Here is a 14,614-nt window from a genome sequence, read left to right as displayed (position 1 = left end):
GAAGGCGCGGCTATATCGCCCGCTCTCCCGCGCAGCGGTCCCTTCGTCTATCGGTTAGGACGTCAGGTTTTCAACCTGAAAAGAGGGGTTCGACTCCCCTAGGGACTGCCACGCGGGCGGTTTCAGTTGCGCCTCCAGGCCACTGTATTTCCACGCAAAACCTCATTCCTTCACAACGGTTGCGCGTATTCCGTGTGCGGACACACGGATTAGACGCATTTTCGGCTTTTCAAAGATTCGCGGAACGGTGTTAAATGGCCGCGAACCCGTAAGAGGAACGGGCGGGGGCTAATATCTTGTCTGAATACCCAGTGATGGAAACGGCGGAGACCGTTCGTGTCGTCGGGCGCGTAAAATGGTTTGATCCCACGAAGGGCTACGGCTTCATCGTGCCGGACGATCCGACGCTGACCGAACTGCGCGATGTGCTCCTTCATGTCAGCAGCCTGCGGGACAGCGGTCGCGAAAACGCCGATGAGGGCGCGCCGATCACCTGCGACTGCGTCAAACGGCTTAAAGGCTGGCAGGCGGTGGAGATCCACCACCTGGGGGAGGGCGCGCCGCTCGTCGCTGCCCGAAAACCTGCACCCGCGGCTGTCGCCGATTCCGCTCCGCCGGTCGGCGGCTCGCTGGAGCCTGCGGTCGTCAAATGGTTCAATCGCACCAAGGGGTACGGATTCGTCGTGCGCAACGGCGAGGCGGGCGATATCTTCGTCCACATCGAAACCCTGCGTCGCTGCGGTCTGGACGAACTGGTTCCCGGCGACACGGTTCAGGTGCGATTCGCCGATGGCCCCAAGGGGCTGGTGGTCGCGGACATCAGAACGGGCGGCTGATTTCACCGCCCTTGGGAGGGCGCATGATCGGCGCAACAAGACGTTTCCTGCTCACCGGCGTTCTGGCGCTGGGCCTGATGGGCTGTGCGGCCAAGGGGCCCGTGGGGCCGAATGGCGATCCCACTGAACGCCTGTCGATCTTCACGGCCAGCGGCGAGCATCACTTCTGGGTCGAGATCGCCGACACCGAACCCAAGCGTCAGCGGGGCCTGATGTTCCGCCCTCCGCTTGAGGACGACCGGGGCATGTTGTTCGAATGGCCGGGCGAACCGGCGCGCGAGCAAAGCTTCTGGATGCGCAATACGCCCAGTTCGCTGGACATCATCTATATTGATCCACAGGGGAAAATCGTCTCGATTGCGGCCCACGCCACGCCGTTTTCTGAGGCGCCCATCCCGTCAAACGGGCCTGCGAACGGGGTGCTGGAGCTGCGGGCGGGGCGCGCCGACGAAATCGGCGCCAAGCCGGGCGACAAGGTCGTGCATTCTTATTTCAAACCCTGATTGCGGATCACGTCGCGAAGTGCCAATAGAGCGCTCCGTTCGGTCCGGGGTGTAGCGCAGCCTGGTAGCGCATCTGGTTTGGGACCAGAGGGTCGGAGGTTCGAATCCTCTCGCCCCGACCAACGGAAGGCCGCTGGATTATCCATCCAGCGCGCGTTATGGCAGGTCGCAAGACCGCCTTTGCTGAGGATTTCTCCATGCTCGCTCGCATCTATCGCCCTGCCAAGACCGCAATGCAGTCCGGCAAGGCCAAGAGCCGCGACTGGCGTCTGGACTTCGAGCCCGCCTCGGCCCGCACGATCGACCCCCTGATGGGCTGGACCAGCTCCAGCGACATGAAGGGCCAGGTTCGCCTCAGCTTCGATTCGAAAGAAGAGGCCGTCGCCTACGCCGAACGCCACGGCATCCCGTTCCGCCTGCACGAGCCGAACGAGCCGCCGCTGATCATCAAGGCTTACGCCGACAACTTCGCCACCAACCGCAAGCAGTCCTGGACGCACTAAACGCCCGGCACTCCGCGTCAGGCGCCCTTAGCTCAACCGGATAGAGCACCCGCCTTCTAAGCGGGATGTTGCAGGTTCGAGTCCTGCAGGGCGCGCCACGGCTTTAGCCGGATAAGATTGCAACAATCGAGATGCACGTCGCACCTAGTGACCAGCCGACAAGCCCTGCAAAGCTTCATAGGCATCCCTTCTGAAGCTGAGCCAGCGCTGTAGGAGAGGGCTCCTGCGCCTTGGTTTTGGTTTGCTTGGGCAATATGTCACAGGCGATACAGTCTGAGTTTGCGATCAGACGTCTCCGACATTTCTAGGCCAGGCGCCTGACAGGTGACAACTGGATGAGTGCGGCGAAATTTCGTGCCTCTAGCCCGAACACTTAGTGAACCGTTCCTCTGCCGAATATATTTGCTCAGAAGCGAGCTTCACAAGGCGTCATTGGGGTAATTTTTACCCCGAAATGGCATAGCTGCGGCATGGCTACCCAGTAAAAATACGCAAATCGGCGCAGCGTAGCTATTGCAAGCGACCCTGCATTAACGAAACAAGTCTATCGCATAATGCCATCATACTTAGGTTAGGGTTGACAGGCGCCTTTACGTAATTTCACTTTGATCAGACACATTTGCGTCGCACTTGTTCCCAAGGCTGACGCATTTGGCATTACATTGTTTGCGAGGGGCTATGACGTACACCACCAGAACTCTGCTACTAGCGGCAGCAGCGACTACAGTGCTGCTTGGCGCAGGGGCGGGTAACGCTCACGCCCAGTCAACACCGGTGCCGACGCCGACTGGCGAGCTTTACTATATGGCGGATGGCAGCCGCACCGCTGACTATACGGCTGCTATTGAGTCCTGGCGCGCGGACGCCCAGTTCTCCGTTGACTATTCCAAACGCTTCCTGGGTTTGGAGCATGCCTATGCACGCGGCCTGAGCGGCAAGGGCCAGACGATCGGCATTAACGACGCCGGGATCTACATGAATCACCCGCTGTTCCAGACGGCGGGGAAGATTACCGGGCTGCATACTGAAGTTCCATCCGACTACGGCAACGACGGCGCCATCAACCCGCGCCGCCCGTGGGAAGGGCATGGAACTCACGTCGCCGGCACCGCCGCAGGGAACCGGACAACCGATGGCCTGATGTTCGGCAACGCGTATGGCGCCAATATTTATGCCGCCACCGCCAACTTCGCGGCAGGTGACTTCCTCTGGTGGCGTGACGCCATCATCGACGGAAAATACATTCAGACGTCGTATGACAATATCATCGACCTGGCGGAAACCGGCAAGGTACGGATCATCAACAATAGCTGGGGGTCGCAGACCAGCGTTCGATTCGATGCGTCGCTTCAGACGGTCCTAGCTAATCTCGGCGACGACTACGAAGACTTTTTCGATCCGATTCTGAAGAATGATGTCCTGGTCGTATTCTCGGCGGGCAATGGCGGCGGCGTGCACGCGGGGGCTACGGCAGTGATTCCCCTGGCCGCGCCGGAACTAAGGTCGAACTGGCTCTCGGTCGTCAATTATAACGAAAGCCTGCTGCCGGACCCATCATCCAGCCTGTGCGGCCGCACCGCGACGTACTGTGTCGCCGGGCCTGGCGCGGACATCATTTCCTCCGTGCCAGGATATGAATACAATATTCCCGCTCTACTGGCGGCCTTCCCGGTAGCCTCTTTCTCCACACTCTATAACGCACGCACTGTCGCTCAATTGAATGCGGCGGCGCAGACTCGTGTATTGAACGCCCTGAATAACTACCTCAACCAGAAGGCGCTCGCGGCGCGGTTGGGACAGCCGTTTGATGAACAGGCGGCGCGTAAACGGGTGGTGGACGAACTGGTGGCCGTGACTTTCGTCGCCGGCGCCCTGATCAATACGCCAGACGGCGTGACCTCGCTGATGGGGAATATTCTTTCGAACGCCAACAACGTCGCCTTGCTGAGCGAAGATTTCTCGCGAGATGTTCTGACCAAGGCTAACGACGAGTTCCTTCGCCGGCTGGACACCATCGTCAAGTTCACGGGCCCAGGTTACGAAGTCTATACGGGCACCTCGATGGCGGCGCCGAACATCTCCGGCTTCGCCGCGGTGCTCATGGAAGCCTTCCCCGAGTATAGTACGGCGCTGATCACCGACATTCTGCTGTCCAGCTCGAAAGATCTGGATACGCCCGGCGTGGACTTGAAGTCCGGTTGGGGCGCGCCGCAGATGGACGTGGCGCTGGGCGGGCCGACGGCTTTGCGTGACGTTCGCGACGTAACCGTCAATGTCGGCACGGTGGATGTCTGGACCAACAACATCGGCGATGCACGCGATCGGTATTCGGCTGAAGTCCTGGCGGATTTCCCGGACGACATCGGCGGCCTGGTCAAGAAGGGCGGGGGTGAACTCGTTCTGACCGGCAACATCGACTACACAGGCGTGACGCGGGTCGAGGGCGGTCTGCTGACCGTCAACGGCGCGATCCTTCGTTCGAACACGACGGTGGCGGATGTCGGCATCATCGGCGGCACCGGAACCCTGGCGAATCTGACTGCGGATGCAGGCGGCGTCGTAGCGCCCGGCACCGCCGCCAACCCGTTCGGCACGCTTACGGTGACAGGCGACGCCACGTTCAACCCCGGTTCGTTCCTGTGGGTTCGTTCGGCCGTCAACGGCACGGCCTATTCGAAGCTTCAGGTCGGCGGAAAAGCCATTCTGAACGGCGGCAACGTCATTCTGAAGGCGGACCAAGGCACTTGGAACCTGCGCACACGCCTCAACATCGTGAATGCGACGGGTGGGGTGACGGGCAAGTTTGACGGCTCCACCAGTGATCTGGGCTTCCTGAAACCGACCCTGACCTACACCAACAACACCGTCGTGCTGACCCTGCTGCGTAACGATGTGCTGATCGCCTCGGTCGGCAAAACGCCTAATGAAAGGGCTGTCGGCGGTGCGCTGGACGTGATGACGGTTCAGAACACGACTGGCGATCTGGCGCTGGAAAACGCGATCCTGGACGGCAGTGTGGCCAACGTCACGGCGGCGCTCAGCAGCCTGACCGGCGAGGTTCACGCCTCTCTGGGCGGCGTTGCGGTGTCGGACAGCCGTTATATCCGCGACGCCATGCTGCAACGCGGACGCGGCGCCGCCGCCAATGAAACCGAAGGCCGGGGCGTCAACGCCTGGGCTTCCGGCGTCTTCGGCAACGGCGAGTTTGATGGCGACAACGAACTGGCAGGCTACCGCGCCGACTCTACCGGCTATCTGGCCGGTCTGGAGAAGGCATGGTCCGGCCGCGCCCACCTGGGTCTGGCCGTCGGTGAAACCCGCACGGAGATCACGGCCAACAGCCTGCGTTCCAGCGGCACCGCACGTAACCAGCACATCGGCCTTTATGGCGGCATGAACGCCGGGGCCTTCGCCTTGCGCGTCGGCGGATCGTGGATCGACGCCAATCTGCGCACCAACCGCACGGCCGCGTTGAACCAGTTCAGCAACCAGCTGACCGGTCACTACGACGGCAAGGGCTGGCAGGCTTATGGCGAGATCGCCTGGCGCGCCTCATTCGGCGCCAGCACCATCGAGCCCTACGCCAACTACACCCGCGTCGACTATCATGCGGATGTGGCTGAGGTGGGCGGCGATGCGGCCCTGTCGGGTCGCGTCGAGCAGGTCGCGGATCTGGTCACCGCCGGTTTCCGCACCGAGACCATCCTGTCGCAAGGCGCGGGTCGTCCGACGCTGACCGCGGTCACCCACCTGGCCTGGAGCCATGACTTCAACGACGACGGCCCGGAATTCCGCGCCAAATTCGCTGATGGTCCGATCTTCCAGGTCGCAGGCGCCAACATCGGTCAGGACGCGCTGCTCACCGGTCTGGGCGTCAACATCCAGGCCAACGACCGCACCAACGTCGAGGTCGGATATGCGGGCGTCTATCAGGACGACTACAACGACAACAAGCTGTTCGCGCGCCTGAACGTGAAGTTCTGAACCGCGTCACATCCTCTCAACCTAAACCTTGGGCCGCGCCGATTGGCGCGGCCCTTTTTCATGGCCTATCGTTGGCGCTTCGCAGACGGAGACGCCCATGTCCGCCCTTCGCCCCATCGACCATCTGGATACGCATGAGGTCCTGAACCAGCCGCCGCCGCTGGAGGACGTCAACCTGTTCTCGGGCGATCAAGCGTTGAAGGATGCAGTCGACAAGGCAGGCGGCGGTCAACACGCCGCGCGCCTGGACCAACTGGGCGCACGTTGCGGGTCGGCCGAGGTGATCGGCTGGGGCGTTCAGGCCAACCGCAATCCGCCGGTTCTGGACAGTTTCGACCACTATGGCCGCCGTATCGACGAGGTGACGTTTCACCCGGCCTATCATCAGTTGATGCGCCTGGGCCTGGATTCCGGCTTCGCCTCTGTCGCGTGGGACGGGACGCCTGCGGGGCACGTGGCGCACGCCGCGACCCTGTTCATGACGGGGCAGGCGGATTCGGGCACGACCTGCCCGATGACCATGACCTATGCCTCGGTCGCCGCGCTGGAGGTGGAGCCTTCGGTCGCCGCCGAATGGACGCCACGCGTTCAATCCGGCCGCTATGACCCCGCCGTGCGTCCGGCGGCTGAAAAGGCGGGCGTCACCATCGGCATGGCCATGACCGAAAAACAGGGCGGTTCGGACGTGCGCGCCAACACCACGCGGGCCGAACCGACGGCGGAGGCGGGCTGGTATGCACTGACCGGCCACAAATGGTTCTGCTCGGCGCCCATGTCGGACGCCTTCCTGACGCTGGCCTATGCCGAGGGCGGGTTGACCTGTTTCCTGGTCCCGCGCTGGACGCCGGACGGTCAACGCAACGCCGGGTTCCGCGTCATGCGGCTGAAGGACAAGATGGGCGACAAGTCCAACGCCTCGTCCGAGATCGAATACCACGGCGCCCTGGCCCAGCGGATCGGGCCGGAGGGACGCGGCGTGGCCACCATCATCCGCATGGTCCAGCATACTCGGCTGGACTGCGTGCTGGGATCGGCCCAGCAGATGCGCGGCGCCATGGCGCAGGCGGTCTGGCACGCGGCGCATCGCTCGGTCTTCCAAAAGCGGCTGATTGATCAGCCGATGATGGCGGCGGTTCTGGCCGATCTGGCGGTTGACAGCGAGGCGGCCACGGCCATGGGGCTGCGGCTGGCCCAGACCTTCGACGAGGACGACGCCCTGGGCCGCCTGCTGACGCCCATCGCCAAATACTGGGTGTGCAAGCGGGCGCCCGGCTTCGTCTATGAGGCGATGGAGAGCCTGGGCGGTGCGGGCTATGTCGAGACAGGCCCCATGCCGCGCCTGTTCCGCCAGTCCCCGCTGAACGCCATCTGGGAAGGGTCGGGCAATGTCATCGCCCTGGACGTCCTGCGCGCCATGGGGCGTGAGCCGCAATCAGTCGAAGCCCTGCGCGGTTTCGTTGAGCAGCAGCGCGGACGCGACGGCGCCTATGACGCCTGGCTGGACGGCCTGTCATTCGAGACGGCGCATGAGGCGGGCGCGCGTCTGGTGGTCGAGCGGTTGGCGCTGGCTGCTCAGGCCGCGATCCTGCTGGCGTGGGACAATCCGTCGGCCGAAGCCTTCTGCCGCCTGCGGCTGACGGACCGGGGATCAGCCTACGGCGCCCATGATGCAGTGATCGACACCGCCGCCATTCTGGATCGCACCATGCCCGCCTGATCAGCCCGCAAAGGCCGCCAGACCCCGCTCCAGATCGGCGATCAGATCGGCGGGGTCTTCCAGCCCGATGTTGAAACGGATCAACTCCCCCTCTAGCGGCGTGGGATGGTCGCGATAGGCCATCTGGTGCGTTTCATGCGTGGCCAGGCTTTCGAACCCGCCCCATGAATAGCCCAGACCGAACAGGCTGAGGGCGTCGAGGAAACGTCGCCCCGCCGCTGCGTCGCCGCCCTTCATCACCACGCCCATCAGCGAGGCGGCGCCGGTGAAGTCGCGCGCCCACAGATCATGGCCGACCGAGCCGGGGAGGGGCGGATACAGCACCCGCGCCACCTCAGGCCGCGCCTGCAGCCACTGGGCCACCCGCAACCCCGACCGCCCCTGTTCGGCGTAGCGCAGCGGCAGGGTCCGCAGGCCTCGCAGGGTCAGCCAGGCGTCGTCCGGCGACACATGCCAGCCCATGTCCTCAATGGCGTCGCCGATGGCCCGGATCAGTCGCGCCTCATTGGCGACGATGCCGCCGATCAGCACGTCGGAATGACCGGCGGCGTATTTGGTCAGGGCCTGGACGCTGACATCCACGCCATGCGCCAGCGGCTTGAACGCCAGTCCCGCCGCCCAGGTGTTGTCCAGCACCGTCAGGACGTCGCGCGACCGACAGGCGGCCGCGACCTTGGCCACATCGACCATTTCGAAGGTCAGGGATGCAGGCGATTCCATCAGCACCAACCGCGTCTTCTCCCCGATGGCGGCGATGATCGCATCGGCATCCGCGCCCGCAGGCAGGAACCGGGTCGTCACGCCGCGGCTCGCCAGATAGCGGCTAAGGAAGCGTCGCGTGGGGCCATAGACGGCGTCGGTCGTGACGATCTCGTCGCCCGGACGCGTCAGGGCCAGAACTGGAACCGTCACCGACGCCAGACCCGAAGGAACCAGGAACGCCTGGCCGCCGCCCTCCAGATCGGCCAGGGCTGCGCGCAGTTCTCGCGCCGCCGTGGTCCCCTCCAGCCCATAGACCGGGCCGGCGGCCCCATCGCGCATGGCGCCCGCCGTGTCGCTGAGCATGGTCGAGGCGCGCTCAATCGGCGGGTTCACGGGCCGTCGCCCCTGACCCCGGCGGGTTGCGGAGGCGATCAGGCGGGTGCGATCTGAGTGCGGCGACATGACCTCTCCGATGGGTTGCGGATCAGGGCCTAAAGGCCTCTAAACTCTGCCGGGCGCAAGCGGCGGAGGGAGAGTTTACGCGATGCGGTGCTGGACAATCGGAGCCATGGCGGCGCTGCTGCTGGCGGGAGCCTGCAGCCGACAAGCGGCTGCCCCTGCGCCGGAAACTCCAGCGCCCGAAGCCGCAACGACCGAGGCGGGCCATCTGCCGCAAAGCCCGATCCTGCGCGCGGTGAAACAGCGTGGTCGCCTGAACTGCGGCGTGCATCAGGGGCTGGTCGGTTTCGCCTATACGGACAATCGCGGACAGTGGCGCGGGTTCGACGCCGACTTCTGCCGCGCTCTGGCCGCCGCCATTCTGGGCGACGGGGATGCGGTGCGTTTCGTACCCGTGTCGGCCGGGGATCGTTTCAAGGCGCTGAATGATGGGCGGATCGACGTCCTGTGGCGCAACTCGTCCTGGACCATGACGCGCGACGCGGGCGAAGGCTTCATCTTCGCGGGCATCAACTATTACGACGGTCAGGGCTTCCTGGTGCGGCGGTCGCTGAACCTGTCCAGCGCGACCGAACTGAACGGCGCCCGCGTCTGCGTGCAGTCCAACTCGACCGCAGAGGCGAACGCCGACGACTTCTTCCGCTCGCGCGGCGTGGACTATCGCCCGGTCGTCCTGACCACCGAGGAGGCTGCCCGCGACGCCTATGCCCGCGAAGACTGCGACGCCTTCAGCGCCGACATCTCGGCCCTGGCCGCCGCTCGCACCACCCTGACCAATCCGCAGGAGCACGCCATCCTGTCCGACGTGGCGTCCAAAGAGCCGCTGGGACCGGTGGTCAAGGCGGGCGACGAACGCTGGGCCTCGGTCGTGCGCTGGACCCTGAACGCTGTGATCCTGGCTGAAGAACTGGGCGTAACCCGCGAAAATGCCGAAGCTCAGGCCAAGGATTCACGCGATCCCCGTGTCCGTCGTCTGCTGGGTGTCGAGGGCGACTATGGCGCCATGCTGGGCCTGCCCAAGACCTGGGGCGCGAACGCAGTGCGCGCCACCGGCAACTACGGTCAGATCTTCGACCGCAATCTGGGTCCGCAGTCCCCGCTGAAGCTGGAGCGCGGCCTGAACGCCCAATGGAACGCCCAGCCGCCGGGCCTGATTTACGGGTTGCCGATCCGGTAACCGCTGACACGCGCACCTTTTCCTCAGGAGGAAAGATGACGGAGACGAAACGCGGAAAGCTTCCGCTTCACTGGCAGATGCTGATCGGCTTCAGCCTGGGTCTCAGCACCGGCCTTCTGGTTCACCTTGCCGTCGGCGGGGATGTGGGCTGGGTGCAGTGGCTGACCGCGAACGTCACCGGGCCGATTGGCCAGGTCTTCCTGCGCCTGCTGTTCATGATGGTGATCCCGCTGCTGTTCTCGGCCCTGGTCATGGGGGTCGCCGAGATGGGCGATCTGGCCTCGCTGGGTCGAACGGGCCTGAAGACCCTGCTTCTGACCATCGTGATTTCAGGCATTGCGGTCGTCATCGGCATGGGCATGGTCAATCTGTTCCAGCCCGGACGCGGCGTCGATCCGGTTCTGGCCCAGTCCCTGCTGGATCAGGGCAAGGCGGGCGCCGCCAGCATCGTGAACAGCGCCCCGACCAGCATTTCCCTGGGCGATTTCTTCCTTGAGCTGGTGCCGTCCAACGTATTCACCGCCGCCGCCGAAAACGCGATCCTGCCGGTTATGGTCTTCGCCCTGTTCTTCGGCGTCGGCCTGGTCATGGCTAAGAGCCCGGCGACGGATCGGCTGCAGGAGGTGGTTCAGGGCCTGTTCGAGATCACGATGAAGCTGATCAACCTCTTCATCAAACTGGCCCCTCTGGCCATCGCCTGCCTGATGTTCAATCTGGCGGCCCTGTTCGGTTTCGAGCTGTTGATCCGCCTGGCGGCCTATGTGGCGGTCGCCGTGGGCGCGATGGCGATCCACATGTTCGTCGTCTATCCGCTGGCCGTCTGGTTCCTGGGCGGCATGTCGCCCGTCGCCTTCTTCCGGGGCGTTCGCGAGCCGATGATCGTGGCCTTCTCGACCGCCTCGTCCAACGCCTCCCTGACGTTTGCCCTGCGCGCGGCCGAGCAGCAGCTTCACCTGCCGCGCAAGATCGCCCGCTTCGTCCTGACGGTCGGCGCCACCGCCAATCAGAACGGCACAGCCCTGTTCGAGGGTGTGACCGTGTTGTTCCTGGCCCAGTTCTTCGGCATCGAACTGACCCTGATGCAGCAGTTCATCGTCATGCTGGTCTGCATACTAGGCGGCGTCGGCACGGCGGGCGTGCCGGCGGGCTCTCTGCCCGTCGTGGCGATGATCCTGGTCATGGTCGGGGTGCCGCCAGAAGGGATCGGCCTGATCCTGGGCGTCGATCGCTTCCTGGACATGTGTCGCACGACGCTGAACGTGACCGGCGACCTGGCGTTGGCCACCATCGTCTCACGTGGCGAAGACAATGATCCCGAGGACGAGGGCGCCGACAGCACGGCGGCGGCGCCCGTTCCGGCCTGATCTCAGCCCGTCATCACCGGCGTGTCGGCGCGGCCGCCCCATTCGGCCCAGGAGCCGTCATAAAGTTGCGACGGCTTGCCCAGTTCAGCCAGCCCAAGGCTGAGGATGGCGGCGGTGACGCCTGACCCGCAGGTGGTGGTCACCGGCCTGGCGACATCGACGCCCGCATCGGCGAACACCTGCGCCAGGGCCTGGCCGCGCTTCATTGTGCCGTCGTCGTTCAGCAGACGATTATAGGGCAGGTTGAGCGCCCCGGGCATGTGACCGGCCCTTGCGCCGGGACGCGGCTCAGCGGCGTCACCCCGAAACCGCGCCGCGCCGCGCGCATCGACGACCTGAGCCTGGGCGGCCAAAGCGGCACGCACCTGTTCGGCGTCCACGACCGCATCAGGTTTGAAATCGGGTTGGAAGACCGCGGCGTCAGATTGCTCTGCATCCGACGTCACACGGCGCCCTTCGGACAGCCATTTGGGCAGGCCGCCGTCCAGCACCTGAACCCGGCTGGCGCCCATGGTTCTGAACATCCACCAGACGCGCGCCGCCGAAAACAGACCCGCCGTGTCATAGACGACGATATGATCGTCCGCACTGACGCCCAGCGCCCCGATCGACGCGGCGAAGGCTTCCGGTGTCGGCAGCATGTGGGGCAGGGGGCTGTCGGCGTCCGACACGGCCTCCAGATCAAAAAAGACCGCCCCCGGAATATGCCCCTCGGCGAACTGGGCGGCGGCGTCGCGGCCATCCAGATGCCAGCTGCCGTCGATCAAACGCAGGTCCGGCGCGCCCAGCACAGCCGCCAGTTCATCGGTCGAGATCAAAGGGTTCATGGTCTGCTCAACGCCAGTTGCACATCATCTGTATCGCCAGTCGGCTGAGGCGACCTGTGGCAGAAGGTGTCCCTTTAAAACGCCATAGGGTCAATCGCGGTCGCTGTGGTCGTCGCCCCGTCCTGAGACGGCCTTCAGCGCATTCAGCGCCCGCGCGCGCGCCACGTCATGATCCACGACAGGCCTGGGATAGGTGTCGCCCAATCGCACCCCGGCATCCCGCAGGATCTCGGTCGGCGCCGTCCACGGGGCCTGAATCCACTTATCGGGCAGGCGGCACAGTTCGGGAACCCAACGCCGCACATAGGCGCCGTCGCCATCGAACTTCTGTCCCTGCGCCGTCGGATTGAAGATGCGGAAATAGGGAGCGGCGTCAGCGCCGGAACCCGCCACCCACTGCCAGTTCTGCACATTGCTAGCCAGGTCGGCGTCGACCAGCGTGTCCCAGAACCAGGCCTCGCCCTCACGCCAGTCGATCATCAGGTGTTTGACCAGGAAGGAGGCGACGACCATCCGCACCCGATTGTGCATCCATCCCGTCGCCCACAACTGCCGCATACCGGCGTCGACCAGAGGATAGCCGGTCTGCCCCCGTCGCCAGGCCTCCAGCGCCGCCGGATCATCCCGCCATGGCATGGCGTCATATTCCGCTCGGAAGGCCCGGCTTTCGATGAAGGGGAAATGGTGCAGCAGGTGCGTCGAGAAATCGCGCCACACGATCTCGGCGACGAACTTCTCCGCCTCTGCGGCCGGAACGCGCCCCTGAACGGCGGCTTCGCGCGCCTCACGCACCGCCCGCCAGGGACTGATCTCGCCCCAGTGCAGGTGGGGGGACAAGCGGCTTGTGTTTGCACGGCCCGGAATATCCCGCCCGTGACTGTAGGTCTTCAGCCCGCCGTTGATGAAGGCCGACAGATTGTCCAGCGCCCCTGCTTCACCCGGCGTCCAGTCGAACCCGCCCGACCAATCGGGGCGCCGGGGATGCAGGCCCCACTCGTCCAACCCATCGCTGGCGATTTGCGGAGTGACGATCCGTGCAGGCGGCTCCAATCCTGCGGGCGGTTCGAACTTGCCGAGCAGCGCCTTCATGAAGGGCGTGAACACCTTGTACGGCTGGCCAGACCCGTTCAGCACCGATCCCGGCGGGCACAACAGCGAGCCGTTGAAGCCGTGACAGGACACGCCGTCCGCCTGCAGCGCATAGGCGATGTCAGCGTCGCGCTCGAAGCCCGCGGGTTCGAAACTGCGGTTCAGAAACAGGGCCTCGGCGCCGGTTTCCGTGATCAGCCCCTGCAACACCGACAGCGAATCGCCGCGCCGCAGGATCAGTCGCGAACCCCGCGCCTCAAGATTGCTCGCCAGCGCTCTCAACGACTTGTCCAGCCACCAGCGCGCCGCCCCGCCCAGAAGCCGTTCCGCCCCCTCATCCAGGATAAAGACCGGCAGAACGGGGCGTTCAGCTTCAATCGCACGGTTCAAGGCGGGATTATCCTGCAGCCGCAGATCGCGACGGAACCAGAGAATGACTGGCCTGGTGGTCACGTGGGGCGACTGCATGATAACTTGAACTCTTCCTTCAAGAGCGCCACCTGATGGCCTCATCCTTGCGGCACAGGCCGCATTCATAACGTCATTCGCAAGAGAGCCGCCTCGTGAGCCGACCCAACGCCGTCATTACGTTGTCCGAAGGTCTTCGGACGCCTGTCGTCATCGGCGGCGGTGCAAGAATCGTCTTTATCGCCGGTCCCTGCCAGATGGAAAGCCGCCAGCACGCGCTGGAGACGGCCCACAGGCTCAAGGAGATCGGCGAACGACTGAACGCCGGCATCATCTACAAGACCAGCTTCGACAAGGCCAACCGCACCAGCGCCAGCGCGGCGCGCGGCATCGGCCTGAAAGACGCCCTGCCGATCTTCGCTGAAATCCGCCAGGTCACCGGCCTGCCGACTCTGACCGACGTTCACTCCGAGGCCCAGTGCGGTCCGGTGGGCGAAGTCGTCGACGTGCTGCAGATTCCCGCCTTCCTCAGCCGCCAGACAGATCTGCTGCTGGCCGCCGCCGCGACCGGCAAGGCCATCAATATCAAGAAGGGTCAGTTCCTGGCCCCCTGGGACATGAAGAACGTCATCGCCAAGGTGGTCGGCGCGGGCAATCCCAACGTCATGGCCTGCGAGCGCGGCGCCAGCTTCGGCTACAACACCCTGATCAGCGACATGCGCGCCCTGCCGGTGCTGCGCGACATCGGCTGCCCGGTCGTGTTCGACGCGACCCACAGCGTGCAACAGCCGGGCGGGCAGGGCACCTCCTCGGGCGGCCAGCGTGAGTTCGTGCCGGTTCTGGCCCGCGCCGCCGTCTCTGTCGGCGTCGACGCCGTCTTCTTGGAGACACACGAAGACCCCGACAACGCCCCGTCGGACGGCCCCAATATGGTGCCGCTGGACAAGTTCGAGGAACTGGCCGCGCAACTGATCGCCTTCGACGACCTGGCCATCAAGATCGGCGTCAAGGCGCCGGTGGCGTCAGCGGCTTGAATCCTCTAGGT

General features: G+C 64.6%; 11 protein-coding genes and 3 tRNA genes. 11 read left to right on the top strand and 3 right to left on the bottom strand.

What is annotated here, in order from left to right; genetic code table 11:
- Positions 1–36 precede the first annotated feature (36 nt).
- The 8 genes from KWG56_RS05085 (at position 37) to KWG56_RS05050 (ending at position 7,543) form a co-directional block, all read left to right on the top strand.
- Positions 37–111 (top strand) — tRNA-Glu (locus tag KWG56_RS05085).
- 203 nt (positions 112–314) lie between these two features.
- Complete coding sequence (locus KWG56_RS05080) at positions 315–836, top strand: cold-shock protein (RefSeq protein ID WP_201098165.1); 522 nt, start codon at positions 315–317, stop codon at positions 834–836.
- Between the two features lie 23 nt (positions 837–859).
- A complete protein-coding gene (locus KWG56_RS05075) occupies positions 860–1,339 on the top strand; it encodes a DUF192 domain-containing protein (protein WP_219353954.1) in 480 nt (159 codons plus the stop codon).
- A 45-nt stretch (positions 1,340–1,384) separates the two neighbouring features.
- Positions 1,385–1,461 (top strand) — tRNA-Pro (locus tag KWG56_RS05070).
- Between the two features lie 75 nt (positions 1,462–1,536).
- On the top strand, positions 1,537–1,842 hold the full coding sequence (locus tag KWG56_RS05065; RefSeq protein WP_219353953.1) for an ETC complex I subunit: 306 nt from the start codon (positions 1,537–1,539) through the stop codon (positions 1,840–1,842).
- A gap of 21 nt (positions 1,843–1,863) precedes the next feature.
- Positions 1,864–1,940: transfer RNA gene (locus KWG56_RS05060), tRNA-Arg, on the top strand.
- A gap of 532 nt (positions 1,941–2,472) precedes the next feature.
- Positions 2,473–5,826 (top strand): autotransporter domain-containing protein, encoded by a 3,354-nt coding sequence (locus KWG56_RS05055; RefSeq protein ID WP_244999649.1) that lies wholly within the window; start codon positions 2,473–2,475, stop codon positions 5,824–5,826.
- Between the two features lie 97 nt (positions 5,827–5,923).
- Entirely contained in the window at positions 5,924–7,543 is a 1,620-nt protein-coding gene (locus tag KWG56_RS05050) for an acyl-CoA dehydrogenase family protein (RefSeq protein WP_219353952.1), read from the top strand.
- Here the strand turns inward: KWG56_RS05050 and metC are convergent, their stop codons facing one another.
- On the bottom strand, positions 7,544–8,707 hold the full coding sequence (metC, locus tag KWG56_RS05045) for a cystathionine beta-lyase (protein WP_219353951.1): 1,164 nt from the start codon (positions 8,705–8,707) through the stop codon (positions 7,544–7,546). It lies immediately after the preceding gene.
- Between the two features lie 82 nt (positions 8,708–8,789).
- On the opposite strand from metC, the gene KWG56_RS05040 reads away from it, so the two are divergent.
- Both KWG56_RS05040 and KWG56_RS05035 read left to right on the top strand, forming a co-directional pair.
- Positions 8,790–9,881, top strand: coding sequence for an amino acid ABC transporter substrate-binding protein (locus KWG56_RS05040; protein WP_244999648.1), 1,092 nt, complete (start codon positions 8,790–8,792; stop codon positions 9,879–9,881).
- A 35-nt stretch (positions 9,882–9,916) separates the two neighbouring features.
- On the top strand, positions 9,917–11,245 hold the full coding sequence (locus tag KWG56_RS05035; RefSeq protein WP_244999647.1) for a dicarboxylate/amino acid:cation symporter: 1,329 nt from the start codon (positions 9,917–9,919) through the stop codon (positions 11,243–11,245).
- 2 nt (positions 11,246–11,247) lie between these two features.
- Here KWG56_RS05035 and sseA read toward each other — a convergent pair whose 3' ends face one another.
- Complete coding sequence (gene sseA, locus KWG56_RS05030) at positions 11,248–12,072, bottom strand: 3-mercaptopyruvate sulfurtransferase (RefSeq protein WP_219353950.1); 825 nt, start codon at positions 12,070–12,072, stop codon at positions 11,248–11,250.
- Positions 12,073–12,162: 90 nt separating this feature from the next.
- Complete coding sequence (locus KWG56_RS05025; RefSeq protein ID WP_219353949.1) at positions 12,163–13,629, bottom strand: cryptochrome/photolyase family protein; 1,467 nt, start codon at positions 13,627–13,629, stop codon at positions 12,163–12,165.
- 95 nt (positions 13,630–13,724) lie between these two features.
- Between KWG56_RS05025 and kdsA the strand changes: the two genes are divergently transcribed.
- Positions 13,725–14,603: a 3-deoxy-8-phosphooctulonate synthase gene (kdsA, locus tag KWG56_RS05020; RefSeq protein WP_244999646.1), complete on the top strand. Its 879-nt coding sequence runs from the start codon at positions 13,725–13,727 to the stop codon at positions 14,601–14,603.
- The last annotated feature ends 11 nt before the right edge of the window (positions 14,604–14,614 follow it).

Origin of the sequence: Brevundimonas nasdae (assembly GCF_019395145.1) — a bacterium.
GTDB lineage: Bacteria > Pseudomonadota > Alphaproteobacteria > Caulobacterales > Caulobacteraceae > Brevundimonas > Brevundimonas nasdae.
Note: the sequence above shows the minus strand (reverse complement) of the source record. Positions and strands in the feature narration are given on the sequence as shown.